Source organism: Vibrio sp. Y176 (assembly GCF_033438945.1).
The window spans coordinates 604,301-628,444 of the sequence record NZ_JAWOQS010000002.1 but is presented as its reverse complement, the minus strand read 5'-3'; the positions used below and the strand labels follow the sequence as shown (position 1 = coordinate 628,444).

Here is a 24,144-nt window from a genome sequence, read left to right as displayed (position 1 = left end):
GCTCTTCTCACTTAGTTATTGTTCACTTTCTGCGGATGACTCTTTCATCACCATGATGGACGCAGAAAGCCCGAATCGAAGATCAACATCTTCAGGAAGTTCTTGTAGGGAGATTCGCACCGGAATACGTTGTGCTAGGCGAATCCACTGAAAAACAGGGTTTACGTTTGGAAGAAGGTTGTAGCCGACCGTGCCGTCTTTGGGCGCAATACCCCAACCAATCGAGTCAACCGTCGCGTCAATTGGCGTGTCTGGGTGAGACATCAAAGTGACACGCGCTTGGCTGCCAGGTTCGATTTGCGCAAGTTGGTTTTCACGGAAGAAACCAAATACCCAAAAGCTGTTTTTGTCGATCAGTGCGAGCAGTGGTTGGTTTGCGACCGCTTGCGTACCGTTTCTAATATCGAGGTTAGATACAAAACCATCGACGGTCGCATAAACTTTGGTAAAGCTGAGGTTAAGGCGTGCTGATTTTAGTTGTTCTTCTGCAGATTTGATTTGCAGTAGCGATTCTTCGTAAGCGATTTCACGACGAATCAGATCCTTATGAGAAACTGCGCCACGGTCTTTGGCACGAATGTCTTTTAAGCGGTCATATTCGATTTTTTTACCGCGAGAGCTAACAATGGAGCGCTCCAGTGCTACTTCGGCTTGAGATAACGCAACCTGGTAAGTCGCAGGGTCGATTTCAAACAGTAAATCCCCCGTTTTTACTTCTTGGTTGTCTTGCACCGCGACATTTACAATTGGGCCTGATACGCGAGGAGCCACTTTGATGACGTTAGCACGCACTTGCCCATCTCGTGTCCATGGGTTATTAAAGTATTCCTCAAACTTTTGATAGCCGAGCCAAGCTGCGCCACCAAGAATGACAAGATTGAGTGCGATTACGAATAGTTTTTTCATCTTGTTTGGCACCTAAAATTGAATATAAAAGCTGTCGATGGCCACCACATAACCGACCATGATGGCAATAAACGTCAGAGACGGAAAAGCGATGAAGCGAGACAAACGTGTCTTGTTCAATATCATCACCGTTATCCACGTGGCCGTGACGGCGAGAAAGAGCACGAGTAGCGTAGGAGAAAAGTAAACGTCTCCCCAAGAGAGTTCATGAGGCATTACCGATCCTCCGTTTTGTTTTCATCACTGGTCTCAGTTGGAGTTTCGAGTCGCAAAGGCGGCAATACGCGGTTTTCTTCATTTAAATAACTTCCCCAGTCAGTGCGCTCTGTCATCTGCGTGGCAATCGATTCACTTAGGAAGGGTTTGCCTGTTTGGGTTTGCCAGCCTCCACCGAGGGCTTTGTAGAGCGCGACAACTTGGTTCGCAACATTACCTTTGATCGTTGCGTAGCTGTCTTCCGCACGGGTCATTTTTTCTACCGAGTTAAGCAGACGTTCGAATGAAATTTGTCCGTTTTCGTACTGTGTCATGGATATGTTGAACGCACGAATGGAAGAGTTGACCGATTGCAAGCGTAAATCTTTTTGTTGCAAATACAGGTCATACGCTTCGATTGCATTGGTGACTTCATTAACGGCTTGCAGTACCTTTTTGTTGTAGTTCGTCAGCGTTTCTTGGAAGCGAGCATCTTCGAAACGAATGTTATTTTTCACGCGTCCGTATTGGAAAATGTTCCAACTGAACGTTGGGCCAACCACCATGGTGAGCGAATCGCTAAAACTGAAACTGCTGCCATCGGGAACCGTACTGTCGATACCGATGGAACCGAACAACGAAAAGCTTGGGTACAGAGCGGTTTCTGCCACGCCAATCTGCGCACTTTGCGCGCGAGCTTGCATCTCAGAGACTTGCAAATCCGGACGTCGCATCACTAAGTTAGCATCCACTAGCGTATCCAAAAGCGGTGGACGTGGCACAATGGAACGCTCGTCGGTGCCCGATAGCGCCGATTTTCTGCCCGTCGATTTGAACTGGGCTTCGTACTCAGCGATTTGCTTGTGCATCCCATCCGACTGTAGCAGTCGATCTACTTCTTCTGGTAACAGACCCAGTAGCAAAGCCAACACAGTACGTGATTGCTTCATTGCCACTTCGAGGCTCGGTAACGCTGCTTTGGTGGTGTAGAGTTGGTTTTTAGCTTGTTGAACGTCCAATTCTGTAACGTTGCCAGAGTCGAACTGCACCTGAGTAATACGTACGACACGCTCTTGAATCTCTATGTTGCGGCGAGACAGCAAAATACGTTCTTGGAATGTGCGATAGTTGATGTAATTGCGCGCCACTTCGGCGGTTATAGTGACCATGATGTCGTGATACGATGCGATGGATGCGTAGTAACCCGCTTCTGCCGACTCAATTCCGCGAGCATACTTGCCCCAAACATCCATTTCCCAAGCAGCATCAAACGACAAAGTGGCGTTATTCACGCCCTGATCATTTACGTAGGCACGCGCTAGGTTTCCTGACACGGTTTGAACTTGTGGGTATTGCAAGCCAGTCGAAATACTAAGCAATGAACGTGCTTGGACAATTCGTAGCCCTGCGGCTTCTAAATCGAGGTTTTGTTTGCTCGCCAACTCAACCAGCTGATTAAGAGTCGAGTCATTAAATTGCTGCCACCATTGTTGTAGCTGTTGCTCTGATTGCTGCGTATCTTTGGCTGCTTTTTGCACCGACCAGTCACTTGGCAGTGGCGCCTGCTTTGGATGAACATAATCTGGTCCTACCGTGGTACACGCACTGAGTCCGAGCAAAGAAAGTATGGCGAGGCTTGGTTTGGTTAGTTTTGGAAGCATCATATCCCCACCTTTAAAAACGCTTCTGTTGTAAGTTCACCCAATCGATATCCTCGTAGGTTTGCTTGCAATGCTTGATTGCTTCGAACACGTTCCGTTTTAAATTCAGCAAGATATAAAAACCGGCTATCTCTGAATAAGCGTAGTCAGATAAATCCAGCTCACTAAAAAAATCTTCCAGTTTATCTTCGAATGTTTGGTAATCCTGACTGTATTGGTCGAATACGGAGTCGAGTTCTTGTGTTGCTTGATGGCTGGCTAAAGCGCCCGCCATCAAAGGAATGATGGAATCGCGGTGCTGTTGGCGAAGCTGAGTAATTAGTGGATTGGTCATCAACTTTTTCTCGGCGGCCATTAAGATGTTGATGTGATTACTGAGTACATCACACGCTTTGCTAAACGCGCCAATCGCTTCTGGCGTGGTTTTATCAAAGTGTTTGTGGTTGATTTTCGAACCCCAGACTTTGAGCTTTTTCGATGAGACATTGAGCGTCACCAAGTGTAAGGCCCGTTTGAGCGGCGTAATAACCGAGCTAGACTGCTGTTGATAGGTAGTGAACAGCTCTCGGGTATGTCGGAAGTAGCGTTCTTTTATGGTCAAAAAGAGGTGTTCTGGTCGTGAGCTAAACGGGAAGTAGTGCGCGAAAATAATCATGAACACCACCATGTAGAACAACAGCATGATCGTCATGAGGATCCCGAAGTGATAAAACATGTTGTTGTCTAAACCGAGAACAAACAAGCCAATCATATAGAAAATCGTCACTGGCCCGTTAAACAGATAAAAACCGATAAAGGTGTAGATAAAGATAAACAGGCCAAGTTCTAATCCGAGATCCAATTGCGGAAGGATGAAGACGTAAGAAGGTACCGCGAACAAGAAGCCGAAAGTGAACAGCACAAGTAACAATATCGGGTGCACAGGTACGAACGACAGCAAAGACATAAACATGGTCGAGAAGACCACGAACGAGTAGCCGCCTGGTGGATTGAAATAAATCCAAATCAGTCCAGCAACCCAATAAGTGACAAAGGTTTTGACCGCGGTTTTAAAGTTTTCTGCGTCCCACCATAGAAACTTGCCTTTCGGTTTCGGCAGTGGCACGTCAAAGGAGACATTGTTCGTCACAGAGTCAATGCAGCTAATGCTCTCCGCTAAACGCGACAAGTTTTGATGCATCAGTTCCAATAGGTGACCAAGCGTAAGCGCAGAGCCTTTCTCTAGGTGAGCTGCGTCTTCAAGCAACGCTTGGTTGTATTTGACTTTGAATTCCTGGGCACGATAAGTGGGTTCTTTTTCGTCCCAGACTTGTTGGCAGGTATCAAATAGCGCGTCAATTTCCGCCACGGCTTGATCAAAGTTGCTGATGCTTTCACGGTCTTGCTGGTGGCTAAAGTGGCTGTGCGCCGCGACGGTCAATTGTTGCGTTACCTGTTTGTTCAAATGAACTGCCAAGCGCCACTCTTTCATGTAGGCCGACACGTCACTGCATTCCACACTGACCGTAGCAAAGCGCTGTTCGAGCGCATTTTGAGCGGCAAACATCTGTTCGATGAGAGTGTCCACGCTAGGTTGTGGCTGTTCCGCTTCTGGATTTTCTTCTCCGCCTTCTTGAGGAGAGATTTGCCCTGCCGATTTTTGCTCGAAATTTTGCAAGATAGCGGAGAACAACGCGCGTTGTGCTTGGTTGAGTTGTTCGATGAGCTGCCTTAGGTTTTGTTCTGTTTTGGTCGGGAATAAGAAAGTCCCCACGAGTGTGTAAACCACCACCCCAAACACCGTCATATAGGCGCGGTCAACGCCATAAAGGAACGCACCTTCTGCGTCACCGCCATTGGACATCATCAACGTCATCACACCGGTCAGCATGAGTAGCGTAGGATCTTTTTGATAGGCATTACGGAAGTAAAAAATGAATGAGACCACAACCGACACGCTCAGCATGTACAGCAAGCGGTCTTGAGCAAACAACCCCACCAGTAACAAGCCAACCACGGCACCAACCAATGTACCGAACACGCGTAAGGTACCTTTGGCGAGGGATTCACGACGACTACCTGTGGATGCAATCAGCATCACTGTGGTTGCGGCCGTCGATGCTTGCGGCCAACCCATGGCAAACGGGATCAGATAAGCCAGAGTTAGGCTAAGCGATACTTTAATAGCGAATTTTATTTTGTCGTTCATAGTGTCAAAGTTTGCTCAGGCTTATCGTTATAAGTTGATGAATTTCTTATATGAATAATCAGAATCTTGTTCTGAATAAATTCGGGGGGCGGAATATAGCGGGTGAAAAAGTGTGCTTTGTAAACCCTTTGTCAAAACAAAAAGTGCGTATTTGGCTTGATCTCGTGCTAGCCCTTGGCGTTATTGGTGAAACGCCTAAAACGAGCAAATTCGCGATCTGTGATGATTCTCACTTTTGAAACAAAATCGCTGCATTGTGTGAGCCAATTCTCACCTTATATTCTTCGCCTGGTACCAAAGCAGACCACTTGTACCATCTGCAATGAGCTTTACTGCTTTAAAAAGCATAGATGATGAATGGGTATTTGAGAGGGAAAGTTATTACTTTTTATCGGCTTGCCGATTGTTCGTTTGTTTTTTTGGATCGAGATAAAAAAACCAAAGCGATCCCACCAAGAATGATGCCGCTGGTTAAAAGAGTATGCAGTGAAAGAGGCTCGTGGAGTACGATGCTGCCGAGTAGTAAAGCAATGGCTGGCACGGAAAGTTGGCTGACGGCGGCTTGAAGTAAAGAGAGCTTACGTACGACTTGGTACCAAAGTGTATAACCAAGGCCAGAGGCAATGGCACCAGATGCGATAGCGAGCAACACTCCGCTCAAAGAAAGGTGGATTGAGGACAAGATTAATGGCGAAAGGAGCACGCCAATTATTGATGCTGCGATGAATCCCCACGTGATTCCACTACTTGGAGAAGGCGCTTGTTTACCGAGCGCAGTAAACGCAGCCCAACAAACGCCAGAAATCAACATGAGAAGTGCAGAGCTAATATCGGGGCGCGTGGCAGATGGCAACATCAACCAAACAAATCCAACAATTGAAAGGCCGATACCGATGATTTCGAGAAACTGAAAGCGCTCACCTTGCCACCAATAGATTGCCAGTAACGTAAGTTGCACGGCACCAAACAAAAGCAAAGCACCGGTTCCTGTCGCCAGTTGTAAGTACGCGAAAGAGAAAAGGGCAGCGTAACCAAATAACGCCACGCCAGCAAAAAAGCGAAAGCGAGACGTTGGCCGATCGGTTTTCCACTGACCTCTCACGACAAGCAATGCGATTAAGATAACAGCGCCAGATATCAATCGAACGAGCGTGAAGCTTCCTGCATCAATTAACCCTTCGGCCAATGCAAGTCGGCACAATAATGAATTGGCAGCGAACGCCAGCATTGCAATAGCAGTGAGTAAGAAGGTCGACATCCTTGATCCTTAGCGTGTAAATGAACAGCTAGTGTAGATCCAAAAGAACATTTTTATTAGTTGATAAAGTGATTAGTTATAGCTATCAGAGCAAGAAAGTCATTAAAAATAACCAGAGAAAACCTGACCTTAGCCTGAGTCTTACTGTGGTTGGAAAGGTTGTTTGTACAATGACTCAATGGTGTTTTTCAACCATAGCAATTTGGGATTGTACGCATTGCGTTTATGCCAAATCATGGTAAATGGAATCAGTAATTTGTCTTGTTGAGCTTGGTCTAATGGAATTGGCAAGCACACCAAATCGAGATGCAGCTTTTCTGTGTAACTTTTGCAATAGTGCGGCGCGGTGGTGATCATGTCATGCGTCGGCTGCGCTGCCATAAAAAGGGATTGCTCAAAGTTGGACATCGTCAGCCCGATAGAGCGCTGTAGCCCTAGTTCCGCTAATACTTCATCCAACGCCCAAGTTTCACTTTTTTCCCAAACAATATTGATGTGTTGGTAGCTCAGAAAGGTCTCGAGATTCCACTCTTGCTGTAATGCCGGATGATCTTTATGTAAATACACCATCGGCAGGTCATAAAATAGAATCTCAAAATCCAAGAAATAAGGCAGAAGATCCAACGACTCTTTCGATCTAGGGTGGCTTTCTCGGCCGGTAAAACCGATATCCGCCTCGCCCCGAATGATGGCGTCGAGTGAATCGTAATCCCAGTTACTGGTTTTTACTTTCGCTTCAGGGTATCGCTGGTGGATAGCGACGATGAGTCTGTCCAGCACTGTGAGCACTAATGGCGACTCAATCGTGATATCAAAACGCACTCCTTTAGGCGTAATATCGCTGCGTTTTTCTGCAATCTGGCTGCCAATTTGCAGTCATTCTGCAAGATCTTGCTCCATGCTTTGCGCCAAAGGCGTTGGCGCAAGACCTTTAGGTGTTTTGACAAACAAAGGATCATCGAACCAATGACGAAGTTTGTTGAGCGACTTACTTACGGTAGAGGGCGTAACGTTCAGCTTTTTCGAGGTTTTCGAGACGCTTTGCTCTTGCAACAATAATTGCAGAGTGAACAGTAAGTTTAAATCAAGTCGCGCTAGGGATTTCTTCATAATGGGTATCGTGAACAGGCTTTGGAATCAATAGTATTAGAGCAAGGCTGATTACGCTACCTAGCACTAAGATAAACACCAACATATTCAGTGCAGTAACGCCGATGAAACCCATAAACCAAATATAGAACGCGGAACTACAAACTTGAGCAATGCCCAGTAGTGAGCTCGCCACGCCAGCTTGTTGAGAGAATGGGCTGAGCGCTTGGCTCATGGCCACGCCAAAGCCACAAGCGAAGCCAGCGCAAATCAGCCCAAGTCCGAACACATAGTAAAAAGGTTGTCCATCATGGAAATGGGCTGCACTGAGCACGATGCCTGCACAAGCGAGCAATACTTGAGAGGTTATCATTAAGGTTCGCTGCTTGAAAATCCCCAATGCCAATGGCGCCGAGAACGAAATCAACATACTGATCGTCGCAGTCCCCGCCATGATGGAAGAATAGCTACCGCGATCAAAACCAAGCATACTCATCACAACAATTGGTGAAGCGTTAACAAAGGTCAGGATGGTGGTCACTCCAAGTGCAGTAATGATCAGCCTACTGATAAAAAATCGCTCGAAGAAAGTCTCTTGATGGCTCTCTGGCGTTGTCTGTTCTTCACCTTGTTGGCTGGTTAGTGATTCCTTGAGAACAAAAATGGCCAATACACTGACGAGAATGCCCATTCCTGCCATAGTGGTAAACAAACTCGGCCAAGGAAATTTCAGCATAATCAAGTGACCAATCACGGGTGCGATCACTGGAATGATACAGGTGATGCCATTGAGCATCGACAATACTTTCGCGCGGCGTTCATCGTCTAACGTGTCGCGTAAAATCGCGAACGCGACGACATAGCAAGATCCAGCACCGATGCCTTGGCAAAAGCGAGCAATCAAGAAAGTGTTTGGTTGCTCGGCCATCCCGCCGAGAAAAGATGCGAGCACGAAGATCATCGCGCCGACGACGGCAATAGGTTTTCGTCCCACAGAGTCTGCAATTTTTCCCGCGAATAACATCGTGGTAGCCATGCCAGCTAAATAGATCGAAAACGCAATATGCAACTGAGATTCACTGGCGTTGAGATCTGACGCAATTTGAGGCAAACCAACAAGATACAAATCAATGGCAGTAGGGTAGAGTAAAACGAGTGCAAAACTACAAAGTAAAAAACGGGACATGGAAACCTCTCTATCGAATGGCGAGGATAATAGAGTGCTAAACGTTTGCCTGCGAGTGGGAAATACGACACTAGGTATTTCTATTTACGACATACCCTGTATGAATTGAGCATAAAAACAACAAGGAAGATTATGATTACTATTGAAAAGTATTCGCCTGAGCGACATGAACACACTTGCGAACTTAGCGTTCTAGAAGAGCAATCGCAGTTTACGGTCGCGGATGTGGGTGAAATGCTTACACGTCTTGAACCCACAGAGCTTCCGCATCTGATTTTGGCAGACGATGACGTGGTTGGCTTTTTTCTATTTGATGCTGCTTACAGCGAGAAATACGATTTTTGCCCGAAAAACAGTTTAGGCGTACGTGCTTTGCTGGTGGATCACCGTCATCAAGGCAAAGGCATCGCCAAGCGAGCCATTCAACAGTTTGCCGATTTCGCCAAACGCCATTATCCCGAGTTTGATGCGCTTTATCTCACCGTGAATTGCCGCAACATACCCGCTTATCAGTGCTATTTAAAATCAGGGTTTGAAGATACCAATGAGCTTTACCACGGAGGCCCCGTTGGACCGCAACACATTATGAGACAGCCGCTTTAGCTAGGAAAAACCAAGGATGGAAAGATGAGGATTGAAATCGACAATTTAGAACGGTCGCAAGTGATAGCGCTGTTGGAAGGACATTTACAGGACATGTACGCCACGTCACCACCAGAAAGCGTGCATGCGTTAGATTTAGATAAGCTCAAAGCGCCAGAAGTGACATTTTGGACCGGATGGAAAGGTGAGCAACTGCTTGGGTGTGCGGCGATTAAAGAGTTGGATGACCAACACGCGGAGCTGAAATCCATGCGCACCACGCCTACGGCAAGAAACCAAGGTGTGGCATCTCAATTATTGATTCATGTGATTGAGCAAGCGAAGCAAAAAGGTTTGCAGCGCTTGAGTTTAGAAACGGGCTCGATGGAGTTTTTTAAACCAGCGCGCCTGTTGTATGAAAAGCATGGCTTTGTGTACTGCGAGCCGTTCGGGGATTACGAACTCGATCCGAACAGTCAATTCATGACCCTAGAACTGAGCTAGGGCCATGAATTTTTAGAAGCTAAATCCAATCGATTTAGAAATTCAGATTCAAGTTGATGGTTGGCGATAGGAGGCTTGAACGCTCGTCAGCCAATCGCTTTCTCTTCTCTTTCAGTCTCTTGGCATTGTCTTTGTCTGGATTGCCATCAAGCTGATTATCGATGACCGAGATTTCAGTATCGATTTGTTGGATGCGTTGCTGGCGTTGATATTCTTGATGACCTAACTGGTAGTTCTCAATGAACTCTTTGCTGCTGCACACACCGTAGTATTCTTTGCCTTCGATACCGACAGTGTACCCATTGTCTGGTGAGCAATATTGGATAGTGCCTTTATCAAAGCCTTCTTTCCATTTCGCTCGGTCGGGTGTCACACCCGCTTCACCACAGTCTTCGGTATAGCTATTGATAATGTTTGGATCGTTGCCGTCTCGGCCATCTTGATAACCTACGTTGTACCAGTTTGCCGTTTTGCACTCATCCGGAGACATGCTGGCGCAACCTGAGAGCAAAGTCAGTAAAGCCAGGGGGATTAGCGCTCTTTTCATCAGTGACTGTCCTTTAAATAAAATCGAATTGATAACTTGAGTTTAAAATGAACACTGTTCATATCAATGGTTGAAATCATTGTATTCACAATTGTGGTGACTCATTAATCTAAGTGATAAATTTATTATGCTGAATAGAAGTGTGTTTGATTAGTATTATCCACGAACTGCGCCTTTGCTGCATCAATCCACTAGCCTTGGCCCCAAATTAAGTGATAATACCAACATAAAGATAAACACCGTCAATGAGGCTAAGACATTGAGCGAACAACCCACCGTCCTTATTATCGAGGATGAATCTGCTATCGCAGAGAACCTGATTCATGTATTAGAGATGGATGGCTACCACGCAGAGTGGTTTGCAACAGCAGGAGAGGGCTTAGCTTTTTTGCAGCACAACTCCGCAGCGTTACTTGTCTTAGACGTAGGCTTACCGGATGGCAATGGTTTTGAATTATGCAAAACCATCCGTGAGTTTTCTGATATTCCCATAATCTTTCTCACCGCAAGAAGCGATGAAATTGACCGCGTAGTCGGTTTGGAAATTGGCGCGGATGATTACGTGACTAAGCCATTTAGCCCGCGCGAAATGTTGGCTCGCATTAAACTTCGAATCAAAGCTAAAGCGCCAATGATGGAGGACAAACCAGAGCCTGTAGCTGTTCCAGAACAACCTCCATTGAACCATGATTTAGTTGCGCAGAACTTCGACTACGGTGTTGGCGGGCAAATGCTTGGGCTGACCGCGGTGGAGTTCAAAATCCTCGATAAACTGATTTCTGTCTCTTCCAATGTATTGAGCCGAGAGCAACTTATGGTCGCTGCTGACATGGCGCCGGAAGCTGCATACGAGCGTAATATCGATACCCACATCAAAGCCATTCGCCATAAGTTGAAGCCGTTTGAGATGTCTGAACGCATCTGTACCAAACGTGGCTTTGGTTACTTTTACTGCATTAAAGGTGAATGATGAATCGCTGGCCGAAGATCCCGCTTGGACTCAGACTGTTTTTTCTCTACTTCATCTTAGTCGGGATGACGGCTTACATGGTGAGCAAAACGGTTGTCCAAGAACTTAAGCCAACCGTGCGCCAAACCACCGAAGAGACGCTAGTGGATATGGCGAACTTACTCGCGGTATTGGCGGAAGAAGACGTCGCGAATGACAAGTTGTCTGAGAGTCGCTTCTCCAAACTATTAACGGCTTATGGACAGCGAGAGCCTCAAGCGCGCATTTGGGAAATCGGTAAAAAAGCGATTAACCATCGAATTTACATCACCGATAAACAAGGCATTGTGATTGCGGATTCTTGGCAGCAAGACGTAGGCAAAGACTACTCGCAATGGAACGATGTTTATCTCACGTTGCGTGGTCAATACGGCGCGCGCAGTACCATCGAAGACCCGAAAGATCCGCTCTCAACCGTTATGCACGTGGCTGCGCCCATCTACCACAAAGGCGAAATCATTGGCAGCGTGACGGTGGCAAAATCCAATCGCTCAGTACAACCCTTCATCGATCTTTCTAAACGCAATGTATTGTTTTGGATGGTGTGGATGAGTGGTTTAGTGCTATTGGCAGGGGCATTGTTTGCTTGGCGAATTCACTCGGCACTGAACAAGCTGGAAGATTACGCAACCAAAATGGGTGAAGGTGAAAAGGTCTCTAAGCCGACATTTCGTATCTTTTATGAGTACGGCACGCTAAGTGATGCATTAGAGAAAATGCGCAATCAGCTCGATGGTAAACAGTATGTGGAAGAGTACGTACAGACGCTGACTCATGAGCTGAAAAGTCCGTTATCAGCAATTAAAGGCGCGAGTGAAATATTGCAAATGCCATTGCCTGAAGAAAAGGTCACGCGCTTTGCTGGCAACATTGAGCGAGAAAGCGATCGCATGCAGTCATTGATTGATAAGTTGCTAGAACTGGCTCGTCTTGAAAAGCGCCCTGAACTAGAACAAGTCGAAGCTATCTCGCTAAAACAAATGGTCAATGAAGTGGTTGAATCGGCGGATGCGCGTTTGAGTGCTAAGTCTGTGATTGCCAACACTCAAATTGATGAACATTTCACCGTGCTTGGTGATGCCTTCTTGCTGAAACAAGCCGTTTTTAACTTGATGGACAATGCGCTGGATTTTGTTGATTCGGAGGGATGCATTGAATGGAAAGCTGAGGTCGCGAAAGAGAAAGTGTGCTTGTCGATTTTCAATTCAGGTCCTCACATTCCCGACTATGCAATGCCTCGTTTAACCGAGCGCTTCTACTCCCTCGCTCGGGAAAATGGTGTTAAGAGCACTGGGCTCGGGCTGAATTTTGTTGAGCAAGTGATCAAACTGCACAAGGGTAAGTTGCAAGTCGAAAACGTCGATTCTGGCGTGAAAGTGACGCTGGTTTTACCAACTCCATAGAAACTCCACATTAGCTCCATTCGTTCTCCAAATTGCTGATTTAGATTACTCCCATCAGCAAATGGAGAATGAAACATGAAAAAGATCCTCAATAACCAACTCGGCACGAAGTTCGCCTTCGTGCTGTTTTTGTTTGTCTTATTGCAAATCCCGCTTTCAATGGTCACTGGGCTGATCTCAGAACGCTCATATCGCCAAGATGAAGTTAGAAACGACATCGCACGCAGTAGCAGCGGCGAGCAGCGCATCATTGGTCCATTCATCATGGTTAACTACACCGAAACCAGTTACCGAGATGACAAAGTACAGATTAAAGAGCGTCGTAAATTTCTTTTACCTAGCACTTTTGATATGAGCGCGAATCTGGACAGTTTTGAAAAGTACCGAGGCATTTACCGCGCGCGTTTATACAAAGCACAAGTGGCACTGAAAGGCACTTTTGATGCAGATGATCTCGCGGCGTTGCAGGGGCTTGATATTGACAACATGAGCCTAGTCGTTGGCATTGAAGACAGCCGTGGATTGATTCGTTTGGATGACATGACCATGGCGAGCTCTGATATCGAAGTCGCACCGGGAACGGGGTTAAATCAGTTACCACAAGGCTTCCACAGTGATCTGACACTTGCAGACCTAAACGCAGAACAACCTTTGGCATTCGATCTTAACTTCTTGCTACAAGGGATGGGACAGCTTCAAGTCACACCAATCGGCAGTCAAACAACGGTTGAACTCTCTTCAACTTGGGCACATCCAAGCTTTATCGGTGATTACTTACCGGTGTCATCAGAAGTCTCTGAGGATGGATTTAATGCACAATGGGCGAGCAATAACTTCTCTACCAATATCGCGCAGCTGTTCCAAAGCTGTTTGTCGTCGAATCACGCTTGTCACGAGCTTGAACAGCGACAAATGGGCGTAGATTTGATTGATCCCGTGGACCACTATTTGAAGTCTCACCGAGCTGTGAACTATTCACTGTTGGTTATCACATTAGTGTTTGCGAGTTTCTTCTTACTGGAGCTGTTCCAAGCGCGTCCGGTTCACCCAGTGCAATACGGCTTTATTGGTCTGGCTTTAGCACTTTTCTATCTATTGCTGATTTCGATGAGTGAACACCTCGGCTTTAACTGGGCGTATGTGGTGTCGGCAGTCGCCTCGACCGGGCTTTTAAGTGTGTACGTGAGCGGTATGTTGAGCAACACCAAGCACGGCGCGATATTCGGAGCGTGTTTGCTCACTCTCTACGGATTACTGTTTGGCTTGCTACAAGCAGAAAGCTACGCATTGGTTATGGGGACATTGCTGTGTTTCGCGATTTTGAGTTTCACTATGGTTATTACACGCAACATCGACTGGTACGCACGAAATAAGAAAGCAGAAGAAAGCGCAAAGGCGAATCATGAAGATATTTAAGCGAGCAACTCTCACTGGTCAGCCAAGCGATATGGTGGAAGATACGTCCGCTATCCACCTGCGATTTTCTGCAACAAATGGACTCAAAAGCTTGGTGTGTTTTATCGCATTGGGCGTTATCGCGCTCTTTGTTCGAGACAGCTTTATTCGTCCGACATTTGGTGATGTTCTGGTTGTGGTTTGGCTCTACTACTCTCTTGCAAGCTTGTTTTCCATACCCGTTAACTGGCTGGTTTCATTGGTGGTGTTGATTGCGTTTGCTGTTGAGTTAGGGCAACTGTTACAGGTTGCAGTTTGGCTTGGTATCGAATCTTCATCGCTTCTGGCTGTAATTTTGGGCGCTACATTTGATTGGAAAGATCTGCTGGCTTATTGCATTGGAGGTCTACTGTGTTGGTGGATGGAAAAGAAATGAAAACCGAGATGAAAGCCATTGCGCTACCAAACCGGCTCCGCAATTCCAAACGAGGTATTCGTAAGAGGCTCAAAATCAGTTTACTCAAGCGCGTGTACCTTTGGTCTCTAACCAACAGAGAACTGCTGTAAACATCACCTCTTTATATGAAATACAAAAGGGAATCTTAAGTTCACCTACGTACAGGGTGAGTTAAGACTCCCTTTATTATTCATTGAGACGTCTAGCTGCTACTTTTAATTAGCTTTCAAATGAAAGTTTCTCGCCGAACGTCTCTTTCCAGTCTTTATCGAACTGCTCAACCGCCGGTTTTACTGCTGGATGTGCGAACATTTGTGCCGCCACATCGGTTGGCAATGTAATGGCTTCGATGCCCAGTTTCATCACCTCCATCGCTTGTTGAGTATTCTTGAAACTCGCTGCCAAAATCTTCGCTGGTAGTTGGTTTTGATCGAGCAACAATTGAAGATCCGCGACCACTTCAACACCGTTGCCGTTCATCGCATCGATGCGGTTTACGTAAGGTGCTAGGTAGTCTGCACCGCACAGTGCCGCAAGGAAACCCTGTTGAGCTGAATAGATAGCGGTAGCAAGAACCTGAATTCCCTCTTTTTTCATTAGCTTAATTGCCGCTAAGCCGGTTTCTGTTGCTGGCACTTTTACTACCATGTCGTAAGGCAATTCATTCAGTTGGCGCGCTTCTGCCACCATACCTTCGACGGTTGAACTCACGACTTGAGCGTGAAAGCGAGGTGTACCGCCAAGTGCTTCTTGCATGCCTGCTAGGGTTTCATTCAGTCCCTGTTTTGATTTCGCCAAAATGCTTGGGTTTGTCGTCACGCCTTTTAGCGGTAGGCATTGGTTAAAGCGTTTTACTTCTGCCACATCAGCAGTATCTAAATAAAGTTCAATCATGGTTTCTACCTTAAACAAAATCTTCGTTTTGATGATGGGATCACTATAGATCTGACAATCGAACGAGATCTTGATTTTGATCAATTGAAATTTCATTTGAAACTATAATAATTTCATTAAATGAAAGTTAAGTGAAACTTGTAAAAGCTCAAATGAAGCTTTCAGTTAGAAAACAGAAAAGCTGTTCATAAGACTCAACGAGCAAAAGAAGCGAATTAGGTACACAGCGGTAGCACAGACCAAGAGGCAAGCAGAGATGTATTTCAATATCCAACGATTCTCTACCCATGATGGCGATGGCATTCGTTCCATTCTTTTTCTTAAAGGATGCAGCTTGTCTTGCCCTTGGTGTCAAAACCCAGAAAGCCGCAGCGAAAAGCATTCACTGTTGTTTGATCAGCGAAGCTGCATGGAAGATTGCCAGCTGTGCGTTTCTGCGTATCAAGCTACAACTCAAACCACGGCGGGTGGTGAAACGGTGAGCGATGGTATTCAACGCATCGACAACCAGATCATCATCAATCGCAAAGCCATCAAAGAAGACCAACTGATCGCGCTGCGAAACGTCTGTCCTACACAAGCACTGACTGTCTGCGGTGAAGAAGCAAAATCAGACATGCTGTTCGACACCTTAATGAAAGACAAACCTTTCTATGACCAAAGCCAAGGTGGCGTGACCTTCTCCGGTGGTGAGCCACTCATGCAAGCCGATTTGGTGGCAGAACTCGCACAACGTCTGCATGACAACCAAGTCTCTACCGCCATTGAATCGTGCATGCATGTGCCGTGGAAGAACGTCGAAAAAGCCGCGTCGCATATTGATTGCTGGTTGGCGGATTTAAAACACACCGACGAAGAAAAGTTTCTTAGTTGGGCGAAAGGTTCACTAAAACGCATCAAAGACAATTTCCGAAAACTGGCACCTATCGCGAAACGCATTGTGATTCGCGTTCCCGTTGTGCCGGGGTTCAATGACACCATCGAAGAGTTGAAAGACATCATCGATTTTGCGGCTTCACTAGAGAGCTGCCAAGAACTTCACTTGCTGCCGTACCACACGCTCGGCATCAATAAATACCGTTTGCTCGATATGCCTTACGAGTGTTCTGACAAGCCATTAAACAAACCAGAACTGCTAGAAAGCGCCATGCAATACGCAAGCGAAAACACCCAACTTAACGTGATTGTAAGAGGTTAACTATGGACCTGAATTACCTTCCTGAGCGTATCAAAGCGCACAAATTGGCACTGGTAAATATCGTAACGCCACCTGTCTGTACCGAGCGTGCAGAGGCATACACTCGTGCTTATCAAGCAAACGAAGACAAACCTGTAATTGTCCAACGTGCGCTAGCACTGCAAGAGCACTTACGCACTCGAACGATTTGGATTAAACACGATGAATTGATCGTCGGTAACCAAGCGAGCAAAGTGCGCGCTGCGCCTATTTTCCCAGAATACACTGTACGTTGGATTGAAGCGGAAATTGATGAGCTAGCCGACCGTCCTGGTGCAGGCTTTGCTGTTACTGAAGAAGATAAGCAAAGCATCCACAGCATCACACCGTATTGGCGCGGTAAAACTGTTCAAGACCGTTGTTATGGTTTGTTTACTGATGAGCAGCAAGAAATCTTAGCCAGCACCATCATTAAAGCCGAAGGCAACATGACTTCGGGTGACGCGCACCTTGCGGTGGATAACGAGAAAATCTTGAAGCTAGGCATGAACGGTTTGCTAGAGGATGTTCGTCAGCACCGTGCTAACAATGATGTTTCGACCTTTGAAGGCTTGAAGAAAGAGCAGTTCTACAAATCAGTCGAAATCGTGCTGCTTGCGATTCAAGATCACATGCTGAGCTATGCTGAATTGGCGGCGAAAATGGCGCTTGAAGAGACGCGCCCGCTGCGCAAAGCTGAGTTAGAAAGCATTGCGGCAAACTGTCGTCATGTCGCGAGCCACGCTCCAGAAAACTTCTGGCAAGCACTGCAATTGAGCTACTTCGTTCAGTTGATGTTACAAATCGAATCGAACGGTCACTCGGTTTCTTTCGGTCGTATGGACCAATTCCTCAACGAATTTTATGTTCGCGATATCGAAAACGGCACGATTGAGAAAGACTTCGCACTGGAGCTTTTACAAAGCTGCTGGTTGAAGTTGCTTGAAGTAAACAAGATTCGCTCTGGTGCACACTCAAAAGCATCGGCTGGTTCTCCGCTGTACCAAAACGTGTGTATCGGCGGTCAGAAGTTGAATGAAAAGGGTGAGCCTGAAGACGCAGTGAATCCTCTTTCCTGGGCGATTCTGGAATCTTGTGGTCAGTTACGTTCGACGCAACCTAACTTGAGTGTGCGTTACCATGAAGGTTTAAACCAAGAATTCCTGATGGGCTGTGTTGAAGTGATTAAATGTGGCTTCGGTATGCCTGCGTTTAACAACGATGAGATTGTCATTCCTGAATTCATCAAACTTGGCGTCGAGAAAGAAGACGCGTACAACTACGCATCTATCGGCTGTATCGAGACGGCGGTTCCGGGCAAATGGGGTTACCGTTGTACGGGCATGAGCTTTATTAACTTCGCTCGTATCCTGCTGGCGGCACTTAACGAAGGTGTGGATGCAACAACAGGTAAAGCTTTCTTGCGGCACGATAAGTCATTAGCAAAAGGCAACTTTGAGAACTTTGAGCAAGTGACAGCTTCTTGGGCAGAGCAAATCCGCTACTACACCCGTAAATCGATTGAGATTGATACGGTAGTCGACAGCGTACTTGAACAGCAAGCACAAGACATCTTCTGTTCAACGCTGGTGGATGACTGTTTGGCTCGTGGTAAAACTGTGAAAGAAGGCGGTGCGAAATACGACTGGGTATCTGGCTTGCAAGTCGGTATCGCCAACTTGGGTAACAGCCTAGCGGCAATCAAACATCTTGTTTTCGATGATGCGCAAATCACTCAGCCCCTTATCTCACAACAACAGCTAGCAAAAGCATTGGCAGAAGATTTCGATGGCATGGAGAACGAACAGCTTCGCCAACGTCTTATCAACTTTGCACCAAAATACGGTAACGATGATGACGCAGTAGACCAACTACTGGCAGACGCGTACCAAGTGTACATTGATGAGCTAGAGCAGTTCGTTAATACGCGTCATGGTCGTGGTCCAATTGGCGGCGGTTACTACGCAGGTACATCAAGTATTTCGGCAAACGTCCCATTCGGTGCTTCAACCATGGCAACGCCAGATGGTCGTAAAGCGAAAACGCCGTTAGCTGAAGGTGCAAGCCCGTCATCTGGCTCAGACCGTTTAGGTCCAACGGCTGTGTACAACTCGGTCGGTAAGATCCAAGCGAACAAGATCCTTGGTGGCGTGCTGCTTAACCAGAAGTTAAGCCCGGCAGCGGTTGAGTCTGAAGGGGATAAGCTCAAGCTTTCTATGTTGATTCGTACCTTCTTCAACCACCACAAAGGTTGGCACGTGCAGTACAACATCGTCTCTCGTGAGACCTTGTTAGCCGCGAAGAAGAACCCAGAGCAATATCGTGATCTTGTCGTGCGAGTTGCAGGTTACTCAGCCTTCTTCACCGCGCTATCACCAGATGCGCAAGAGGACATCATCGCACGTACTGAGCACGAGCTGTAAGTACACTCACTAACTAAAACCAAAGGCACCGATTGGTGCCTTTGGTTTGAATACTTAATCCGCAAATGACTATACCTGAACGCATTAAAGCTTGTGCAAAATGGTCACGCATTTCTTCGTGACGTTGTCGTACTCTTTCGTCATGTAAGCGGTAGTGATCGCGCCCTCTTTCATGATGCAAATGGCATCGAGTAATGAAGCGTTGTCTGATTTGAGATAGCGTTGAATTAGCTCTCTGACTTGCTGTTTATGGTAGCGGCAATACGTTGCGATCTCGCCACTGTCGTCACTGAATTCCGCGGACGTATTGATGAAAAAGCAACCGCGAAACTCGCCCAACTTTTCTTCAGAGCCATGAAACCAGCCGTTGAGTGCTGTAAATAACTGATCGATCACCTCCGCGCACGTTTGTGCTGAAGAAAGCTTTTCCTCCAACCATTCCATAAATACTTGGTGGCGTTGTTCTAATGCGGCGATGATAAGCGCTTCTTTGCTCTCAAAATGGTTATATAGCGTGCGTTTAGCCACGCCGGAAACATTGAGGACTTCATTGATGCCAATAGAGTTGATGCCTTGTTTATAAAACAGTGACAAAGCTGTGTCGATCAATAACTGTTTCTTTTTGTTCATAACTACGTCCTCAAAAAGTTCCATAAATACATATTGACAAAGGTAGACAGATTTGTCTATTTTATTTTGTAGACAATTCGGTCTACTTTTGAGGTGTTTATGAATAATTTAATTTTATCGTTGGTTGCCGGGCTTGGCGCTACGTTGGCTATTGGCGTATTGTCCTACGCCGAGGTATCTCTTACTGAGGTAGTACTTCTCATGGCGCCATTTGGTGCTACGGCGGTGTTGGTGTTTGGGGTGCCTAGCAGCCCTCTCGCTCAACCAAAAAACGTTATCATTGGTCACTTCATTACGGCATCTATCGGTATTGCGTTTAGCCAGTATGTTGACGTCACGCCGGTCACGCTCGCGATTGCGACGGGGCTAGGTGTTTCTGCGATGCTGATTACGAAGACCACTCATCCACCTGCGGGTGCAAATCCAATTTTGATCATGGCGTCTGGGCAGGGATGGAGTTTTCTCTTCACGCCTGTCCTGATTGGCGCGGTAGTGATTGTTCTGGTCGGTAAAGGGTTACAGTTGCTACAAAATCAGTACCTAAACCCTCGACTGAATGGTCAGAAGACCTAGTCGGATTGTAGTTAGAGCCGCGAAAGGGAGTGAGCTCTTTTGCGGTTTTATCTTTTGTCGGTTTGCAAAAACAAAATCTGATTCTCTCTTGGTATTCAGTCGTATACATCAACATGGTAGTTAAATTGGTACAATGCGATGAACAGAATCCACCCTAAGAAACTATTGCACAGTAAATGGACGGCAATTTCACCTAAAAACAAAGAGAAGCATTTTGTCGTGACGGAAATGGAACTAGATGAAGATGGTAACGTTGTGAGATGTGTCATCGAGGCAGTCATGAGTAAACGCGACCGAGAGATGAACTGGCAAGACCTAAAAGACTCTGATCAATGGATGCAAGGGTGGAAGTGAGTGACGCTTCGTTGTTGGGCGAATCAATCAGAAACGTGCGTTGCGAGTAGGCAAAAGTGGTGCTATCTGATACGTTGATAATTCGTTCTAACGCCCACTCAAAGGATTAATTATGATTGATTTCGACAATTCCTCTGTATTTAAGCTTAAGCCGATTGACGTTTCTAATGCCAGAGAAGACTTCCTTAAGTTCTTGATTGATGGTGAGACTATTTTCGCTGCTTTTAAAACAGTTCGTGACCAAGTGGTGTTTACGAACAAGCGAGTGATAGCGGCAAATGTGCAAGGGATTACCGGCTCAAAAGTGGATTACACTTCTTTGCCTTACAGTAAGATCAATGCATTTTCTATCGAGACCTCTGGTACTTTTGATTTGGATTGTGAAATCGAGTTCTTCATGAGTGAGGTGGGAAGAGTGCGTTTTGAAATTAAAGGCTCGTTTGATTTGATTTCTTTCAACCGTATGGTTAGTGAGTATGTACTAGGTTAAGGGATTAGAAATGAGAGCTTCGCTGAGAGACAAAATTATAGAGGTCTGTGACAAAAAGATCGCGAGTAAAGGTGAATTGGTTGGTCTCTCTTTTTATGCGTTTTTCGTTAATAAAAATGATGACCCAGAGCTGTTGATGGAAGCGGCTACGTGGTGGATTCAGACTCATCAGCTCGACCACTTCGAAAAAGCAGTAAAAATAAAATCAATGGTCGAGTCGGGGAGCTAAATTAAAAAAAAGAAGTAAAGAAAGCAGACAAATGCTAATAACGTTGCGGACAAAACAGGGTAGATAATGTAAGAGTCCTGCTTGTTGGTTCGTTGAAAACATAGCGAAACAAGTAAGACGTTATAAACAACAAGTAACAAGCTGATCATGGTTCCGCTGTTTAGTGTCATACTTGATAGCTGAGTTAAGAAAAACGCCAATAAAAGGTAATCGAAGACAATGAGCCATAAAAAGGCTTTCTTTAGTAAGTCGCTTTTTCTTTTTTCGGATGATGTTATGTGCATATAGAACTCAACTAAAAAGTCACAGTAACAGAGGCTTTGGTTAGAGAGGTCACCATCAGAGTGGTGACCTTTTAAGATTATAATTCTTGAATTTTTACTTCGCTGGTGGCGGTATCGCCGGAGTAATTGATGACTTCTTGACGAATGACTGGTTGGTTGAATTCAGCCTTATCTTTCGCTTTTTGCAGTTCGCTTTCTTGGTGGTTGCCAAAAAGGGTCTCAAGCACTTTAGCGGCAGGAGTCGTTAAAACAAACAGCTCAATACGACGGTTTTCGCTAGAATCTGGCTCATCAGGATTAAGCAGCGCTCTATCTGACATACCCGTTACCTGCATTACTCTATCATCCGGCATACCGCCTTCAACTAACGTATTTCTTGCTACGTCTGCTCGAGAGGCTGATAACGCCCAGTTAGATTGACGACCAAAACGCTTTTTAAATGGAATTGCATCTGTGTGTCCGCTGATGATCAGAGGGTTGTTAACACGATGAAATACAGGTGCTAGTGCGAGCAGTAAATCTTCAAAAAAAGGAGTAAGTTCTGCACCACCACGGCTGAACATATGCTGTTTGTAATCATCTTGAAGGACGATACGCAAACCTTGTGGTGTCACCGTGACGTTTACATTTCCCTGCGCATTAATTTGGGCAGTCATTTGCTCAATTACTTTCGCTAGTGCGGCAAGTTGCTCTTGAGTATCGAAGTTACCAGGAATCAAAGAATCAATTTCTGGTCCATCCCCATCACCTTTAAAGTAAGAGCTTACTACATGGTTGGAGTTGTGTTTACTTGGCACAGAAGAGTCCTGTGCCAAGTCGATAGGAGAAATACTTTGTGATGTATCAAATGGGTTGCCGTAACTCTTGTCGAATACGCTTGAACTATGCAAGTGGGCAACAATCGCTTTACGCTCTTCTTTGTCTACCACCTGCATAACCCAAAGTACAAGAAACAGCGCCATTAGGGCGATCATGAAGTCAGCAAACGCGACTTTCCACGCGCCGCCATGAGACGACTCATCATGGCTGTATACTTTGGCACGTTTGAACACTACATGCTCTTGTTTTTGCATTATCCCTCCTGTTCAGCTAACCACTTCTCCATTTGGTTGAATGTTGGTTTGATGTCTAGCTGAATATGTTTACGACCAGCGTCAATGGCGAGCAATGTCGGCTTTTTCGCTACGTAGGCAACCAAGGTTGCACGAACGCACTCAAAAGCAGTCATATTACGTTTTACTCGCTGAGCCATGGCGTTACTTAGTGGATCTAAGCCACAGTAACAACCGAAAATACCAATGAATGTACCAACGAGAGCTGCCGCAACGTGATACCCAATCATAGCGATTGAGCCATCAATAGCTTGCATGGTGATAATGATGCCACCAACTGCTGCAAGAATACCGAAGCCAGGTAGTGCTTCTGCTGTACGCTGTAGTGAGCGTGAAGGTAAAAGCATTTCGTTCTGTATTGCTTCGATTTCTTGCTCTAGCAGTCCCTCTAATTCATGAGGCGACATCTGTCCCATTGCCATTAAACGTAAATTGTCAGTAATGAAAGAAATTAGGCGATGATCTTCTGCGATCGTCGGGTAAGCGAGGAACATAGAGCTTTGCTCCGGAGCCTCAATATGAGAATCCAGAAACTTGTATCCGCGGTTTCTCGCTGTCTCTAGCAAGTTGTTGAGTAGTGCCATTAATTCCATGTAGTACTCATGCTCTTCTGTTGGACCTTTAATGGTCGCTGGCACTTGGCGACGCATTTCTTTCAGTACATGAGGCGGATTACCGATGATCAAAGAACCAGCAGCGGCGCCAATAATGATAAGGAATTCGGCTGGCTGCCAGATAGCACCTAAGCTACCACCGGCCCACATATATCCACCGAAGACGCACACCAGGATAGTGAGCACTCCAAAAAACTTTTGCATCTTGTGACTCCTAAGAGGACATTAATTGGTTGAGTTGTTTCAGCGCTTGTTTGTGAAGCTGACATATACGAGGTGGTGTCAGATCCAATACCAGAGCTATTTCGTGTAAGTTGAGTTCATGTTGATAGAACAGAGTCAGGAGCAGTTGATCGCGCTTAGGTAATTTACCCAAAGCACTGTCTAAACTACGACGAATATGTTCATGTTCCATGCCATCGTATTGCCCGCCAATGTAGCTATCACCGCTGCTCTCCATCAGTTGGTCAAGGCTTTGCATCTCGCCTGCGAGAGCGGCATTTTGGCGGTTGTAATAATCTTGCTCATTCGTCCCTAAAGCCTGGATGATTTCGGCATCCGTTGGCATTCGACCTAACGTTCGAGTGAGATCTCGAGTCACGTCGTTGAGCTCGTGGGCTTGTTGACGAGTCTTACGTGAACGCCAATCTAGTCGGCGTAATTCGTCTAAAATAGCTCCCCGAACTCGACAAACGGCGAAAGCAGGAAAGTGAGGATCGTCAACATCGCCATATCGGCGTCCAGCCTCGACTAGAGCGATAAGGCCTATCTGCTGCATATCTTCAATACTACAGTGAGAAGTGGCATGAACGCGCAGCTGGTTAACTACGCGTTTTACCATGACCTGATGACGTTGTAGCAATGCGTTTTCATCAATTGGTCGTGACGGTGTTGTCACTTCCTCTTCTGTGGTGTAAGTGTCTTGTACATTCATGTCTAACATGG

General features: G+C 46.1%; 25 protein-coding genes and 1 pseudogene. 12 read left to right on the top strand and 14 right to left on the bottom strand.

The features are described from left to right. Positions 1-15: 15 nt before the first annotated feature. From R7O13_RS07015 to R7O13_RS06985, 7 genes and pseudogenes are all read right to left on the bottom strand, one after another. Positions 16-906, bottom strand: coding sequence for an HlyD family secretion protein (locus R7O13_RS07015; RefSeq protein ID WP_033906681.1), 891 nt, complete (start codon positions 904-906; stop codon positions 16-18). A gap of 12 nt (positions 907-918) precedes the next feature. Further along, positions 919-1,122 carry a DUF1656 domain-containing protein gene (locus R7O13_RS07010; protein ID WP_005374946.1) on the bottom strand — a complete coding sequence of 68 codons (204 nt, stop codon included), beginning with the start codon at positions 1,120-1,122 and terminating at the stop codon, positions 919-921. Next, positions 1,122-2,765, bottom strand: coding sequence for a TolC family protein (locus R7O13_RS07005; RefSeq protein ID WP_262689164.1), 1,644 nt, complete (start codon positions 2,763-2,765; stop codon positions 1,122-1,124). The genes R7O13_RS07010 and R7O13_RS07005 overlap by 1 nt, the downstream gene beginning before the upstream one ends. Positions 2,766-2,775: 10 nt before the next feature. Next, complete coding sequence (locus R7O13_RS07000; protein ID WP_318303379.1) at positions 2,776-4,950, bottom strand: FUSC family protein; 2,175 nt, start codon at positions 4,948-4,950, stop codon at positions 2,776-2,778. A 388-nt stretch (positions 4,951-5,338) separates the two neighbouring features. Next, positions 5,339-6,208, bottom strand: a complete 870-nt coding sequence (locus tag R7O13_RS06995; protein WP_161440752.1) for a DMT family transporter — start codon at positions 6,206-6,208, stop codon at positions 5,339-5,341. 141 nt (positions 6,209-6,349) lie between these two features. Then, a pseudogene (gene yidZ / locus R7O13_RS06990) lies at positions 6,350-7,318 on the bottom strand (HTH-type transcriptional regulator YidZ). Continuing rightward, complete coding sequence (locus tag R7O13_RS06985; RefSeq protein ID WP_318303377.1) at positions 7,293-8,483, bottom strand: MFS transporter; 1,191 nt, start codon at positions 8,481-8,483, stop codon at positions 7,293-7,295. The pseudogene yidZ and the gene R7O13_RS06985 overlap by 26 nt, the downstream one beginning before the upstream one ends. Positions 8,484-8,615: 132 nt before the next feature. Here R7O13_RS06985 and R7O13_RS06980 point away from each other — a divergent pair, with 132 nt between their 5' ends. Continuing rightward, entirely contained in the window at positions 8,616-9,086 is a 471-nt protein-coding gene (locus R7O13_RS06980; protein WP_238843719.1) for a GNAT family N-acetyltransferase, read from the top strand. Positions 9,087-9,110: 24 nt separating this feature from the next. Beyond that, positions 9,111-9,569, top strand: a complete 459-nt coding sequence (locus R7O13_RS06975) for a GNAT family N-acetyltransferase (RefSeq protein WP_053303884.1) — start codon at positions 9,111-9,113, stop codon at positions 9,567-9,569. Positions 9,570-9,603: 34 nt separating this feature from the next. Here R7O13_RS06975 and R7O13_RS06970 read toward each other — a convergent pair whose 3' ends face one another. Further along, positions 9,604-10,116, bottom strand: coding sequence for a DUF2799 domain-containing protein (locus R7O13_RS06970; RefSeq protein ID WP_005374970.1), 513 nt, complete (start codon positions 10,114-10,116; stop codon positions 9,604-9,606). Positions 10,117-10,375: 259 nt separating this feature from the next. On the opposite strand from R7O13_RS06970, the gene R7O13_RS06965 reads away from it, so the two are divergent. From R7O13_RS06965 to R7O13_RS06950, 4 genes are all read left to right on the top strand, one after another. Further along, positions 10,376-11,086 (top strand): response regulator, encoded by a 711-nt coding sequence (locus R7O13_RS06965; RefSeq protein WP_191116026.1) that lies wholly within the window; start codon positions 10,376-10,378, stop codon positions 11,084-11,086. Beyond that, positions 11,086-12,528 carry a two-component system sensor histidine kinase CreC gene (gene creC / locus R7O13_RS06960; RefSeq protein WP_213905628.1) on the top strand — a complete coding sequence of 481 codons (1,443 nt, stop codon included), beginning with the start codon at positions 11,086-11,088 and terminating at the stop codon, positions 12,526-12,528. Before R7O13_RS06965 ends, creC begins: the two co-directional genes overlap by 1 nt. Positions 12,529-12,603: 75 nt before the next feature. Continuing rightward, a complete protein-coding gene (gene creD / locus R7O13_RS06955) occupies positions 12,604-13,944 on the top strand; it encodes a cell envelope integrity protein CreD (RefSeq protein ID WP_213973095.1) in 1,341 nt (446 codons plus the stop codon). Then, positions 13,931-14,359, top strand: a complete 429-nt coding sequence (locus tag R7O13_RS06950) for a DUF2809 domain-containing protein (RefSeq protein WP_167415859.1) — start codon at positions 13,931-13,933, stop codon at positions 14,357-14,359. The genes creD and R7O13_RS06950 overlap by 14 nt, the downstream gene beginning before the upstream one ends. 240 nt (positions 14,360-14,599) lie before the next feature. Here the strand turns inward: R7O13_RS06950 and R7O13_RS06945 are convergent, their stop codons facing one another. Beyond that, the gene (locus R7O13_RS06945; protein WP_027726626.1) at positions 14,600-15,274 is read right to left on the bottom strand and encodes a fructose-6-phosphate aldolase; all 675 of its coding nucleotides are present in this window, start codon (positions 15,272-15,274) and stop codon (positions 14,600-14,602) included. 256 nt (positions 15,275-15,530) lie between these two features. Between R7O13_RS06945 and R7O13_RS06940 the strand changes: the two genes are divergently transcribed. Further along, positions 15,531-16,472: a glycyl-radical enzyme activating protein gene (locus tag R7O13_RS06940; RefSeq protein ID WP_318303374.1), complete on the top strand. Its 942-nt coding sequence runs from the start codon at positions 15,531-15,533 to the stop codon at positions 16,470-16,472. Between the two features lie 2 nt (positions 16,473-16,474). Continuing rightward, positions 16,475-18,913 carry a formate C-acetyltransferase/glycerol dehydratase family glycyl radical enzyme gene (locus R7O13_RS06935; protein WP_262689165.1) on the top strand — a complete coding sequence of 813 codons (2,439 nt, stop codon included), beginning with the start codon at positions 16,475-16,477 and terminating at the stop codon, positions 18,911-18,913. A gap of 84 nt (positions 18,914-18,997) precedes the next feature. Here the strand turns inward: R7O13_RS06935 and R7O13_RS06930 are convergent, their stop codons facing one another. After that, positions 18,998-19,543 (bottom strand): TetR/AcrR family transcriptional regulator, encoded by a 546-nt coding sequence (locus R7O13_RS06930; protein WP_054574902.1) that lies wholly within the window; start codon positions 19,541-19,543, stop codon positions 18,998-19,000. 99 nt (positions 19,544-19,642) lie between these two features. Between R7O13_RS06930 and R7O13_RS06925 the strand changes: the two genes are divergently transcribed. The 4 genes from R7O13_RS06925 (at position 19,643) to R7O13_RS06910 (ending at position 21,189) form a co-directional block, all read left to right on the top strand. Then, complete coding sequence (locus R7O13_RS06925) at positions 19,643-20,116, top strand: HPP family protein (RefSeq protein ID WP_064354938.1); 474 nt, start codon at positions 19,643-19,645, stop codon at positions 20,114-20,116. 138 nt (positions 20,117-20,254) lie between these two features. After that, complete coding sequence (locus tag R7O13_RS06920; protein ID WP_167415862.1) at positions 20,255-20,470, top strand: TIGR02450 family Trp-rich protein; 216 nt, start codon at positions 20,255-20,257, stop codon at positions 20,468-20,470. 112 nt (positions 20,471-20,582) lie between these two features. Beyond that, positions 20,583-20,960 (top strand): PH domain-containing protein, encoded by a 378-nt coding sequence (locus R7O13_RS06915; protein ID WP_005386881.1) that lies wholly within the window; start codon positions 20,583-20,585, stop codon positions 20,958-20,960. A gap of 10 nt (positions 20,961-20,970) precedes the next feature. After that, positions 20,971-21,189 carry a DUF6500 family protein gene (locus tag R7O13_RS06910; protein WP_053350023.1) on the top strand — a complete coding sequence of 73 codons (219 nt, stop codon included), beginning with the start codon at positions 20,971-20,973 and terminating at the stop codon, positions 21,187-21,189. Here the strand turns inward: R7O13_RS06910 and R7O13_RS06905 are convergent. The 4 genes from R7O13_RS06905 to R7O13_RS06890 form a co-directional block, all read right to left on the bottom strand. Next, a complete protein-coding gene (locus R7O13_RS06905) occupies positions 21,186-21,473 on the bottom strand; it encodes a hypothetical protein (protein ID WP_005375002.1) in 288 nt (95 codons plus the stop codon). The genes R7O13_RS06910 and R7O13_RS06905 overlap by 4 nt on opposite strands. A gap of 77 nt (positions 21,474-21,550) precedes the next feature. Beyond that, positions 21,551-22,546: a flagellar motor protein MotB gene (locus R7O13_RS06900; RefSeq protein ID WP_005375003.1), complete on the bottom strand. Its 996-nt coding sequence runs from the start codon at positions 22,544-22,546 to the stop codon at positions 21,551-21,553. Further along, entirely contained in the window at positions 22,546-23,403 is an 858-nt protein-coding gene (motA, locus tag R7O13_RS06895) for a flagellar motor stator protein MotA (RefSeq protein WP_005375006.1), read from the bottom strand. The genes R7O13_RS06900 and motA overlap by 1 nt, the downstream gene beginning before the upstream one ends. A 10-nt stretch (positions 23,404-23,413) precedes the next feature. After that, positions 23,414-24,142, bottom strand: coding sequence for a FliA/WhiG family RNA polymerase sigma factor (locus tag R7O13_RS06890; RefSeq protein WP_005375008.1), 729 nt, complete (start codon positions 24,140-24,142; stop codon positions 23,414-23,416). Positions 24,143-24,144: the final 2 nt, after the last annotated feature.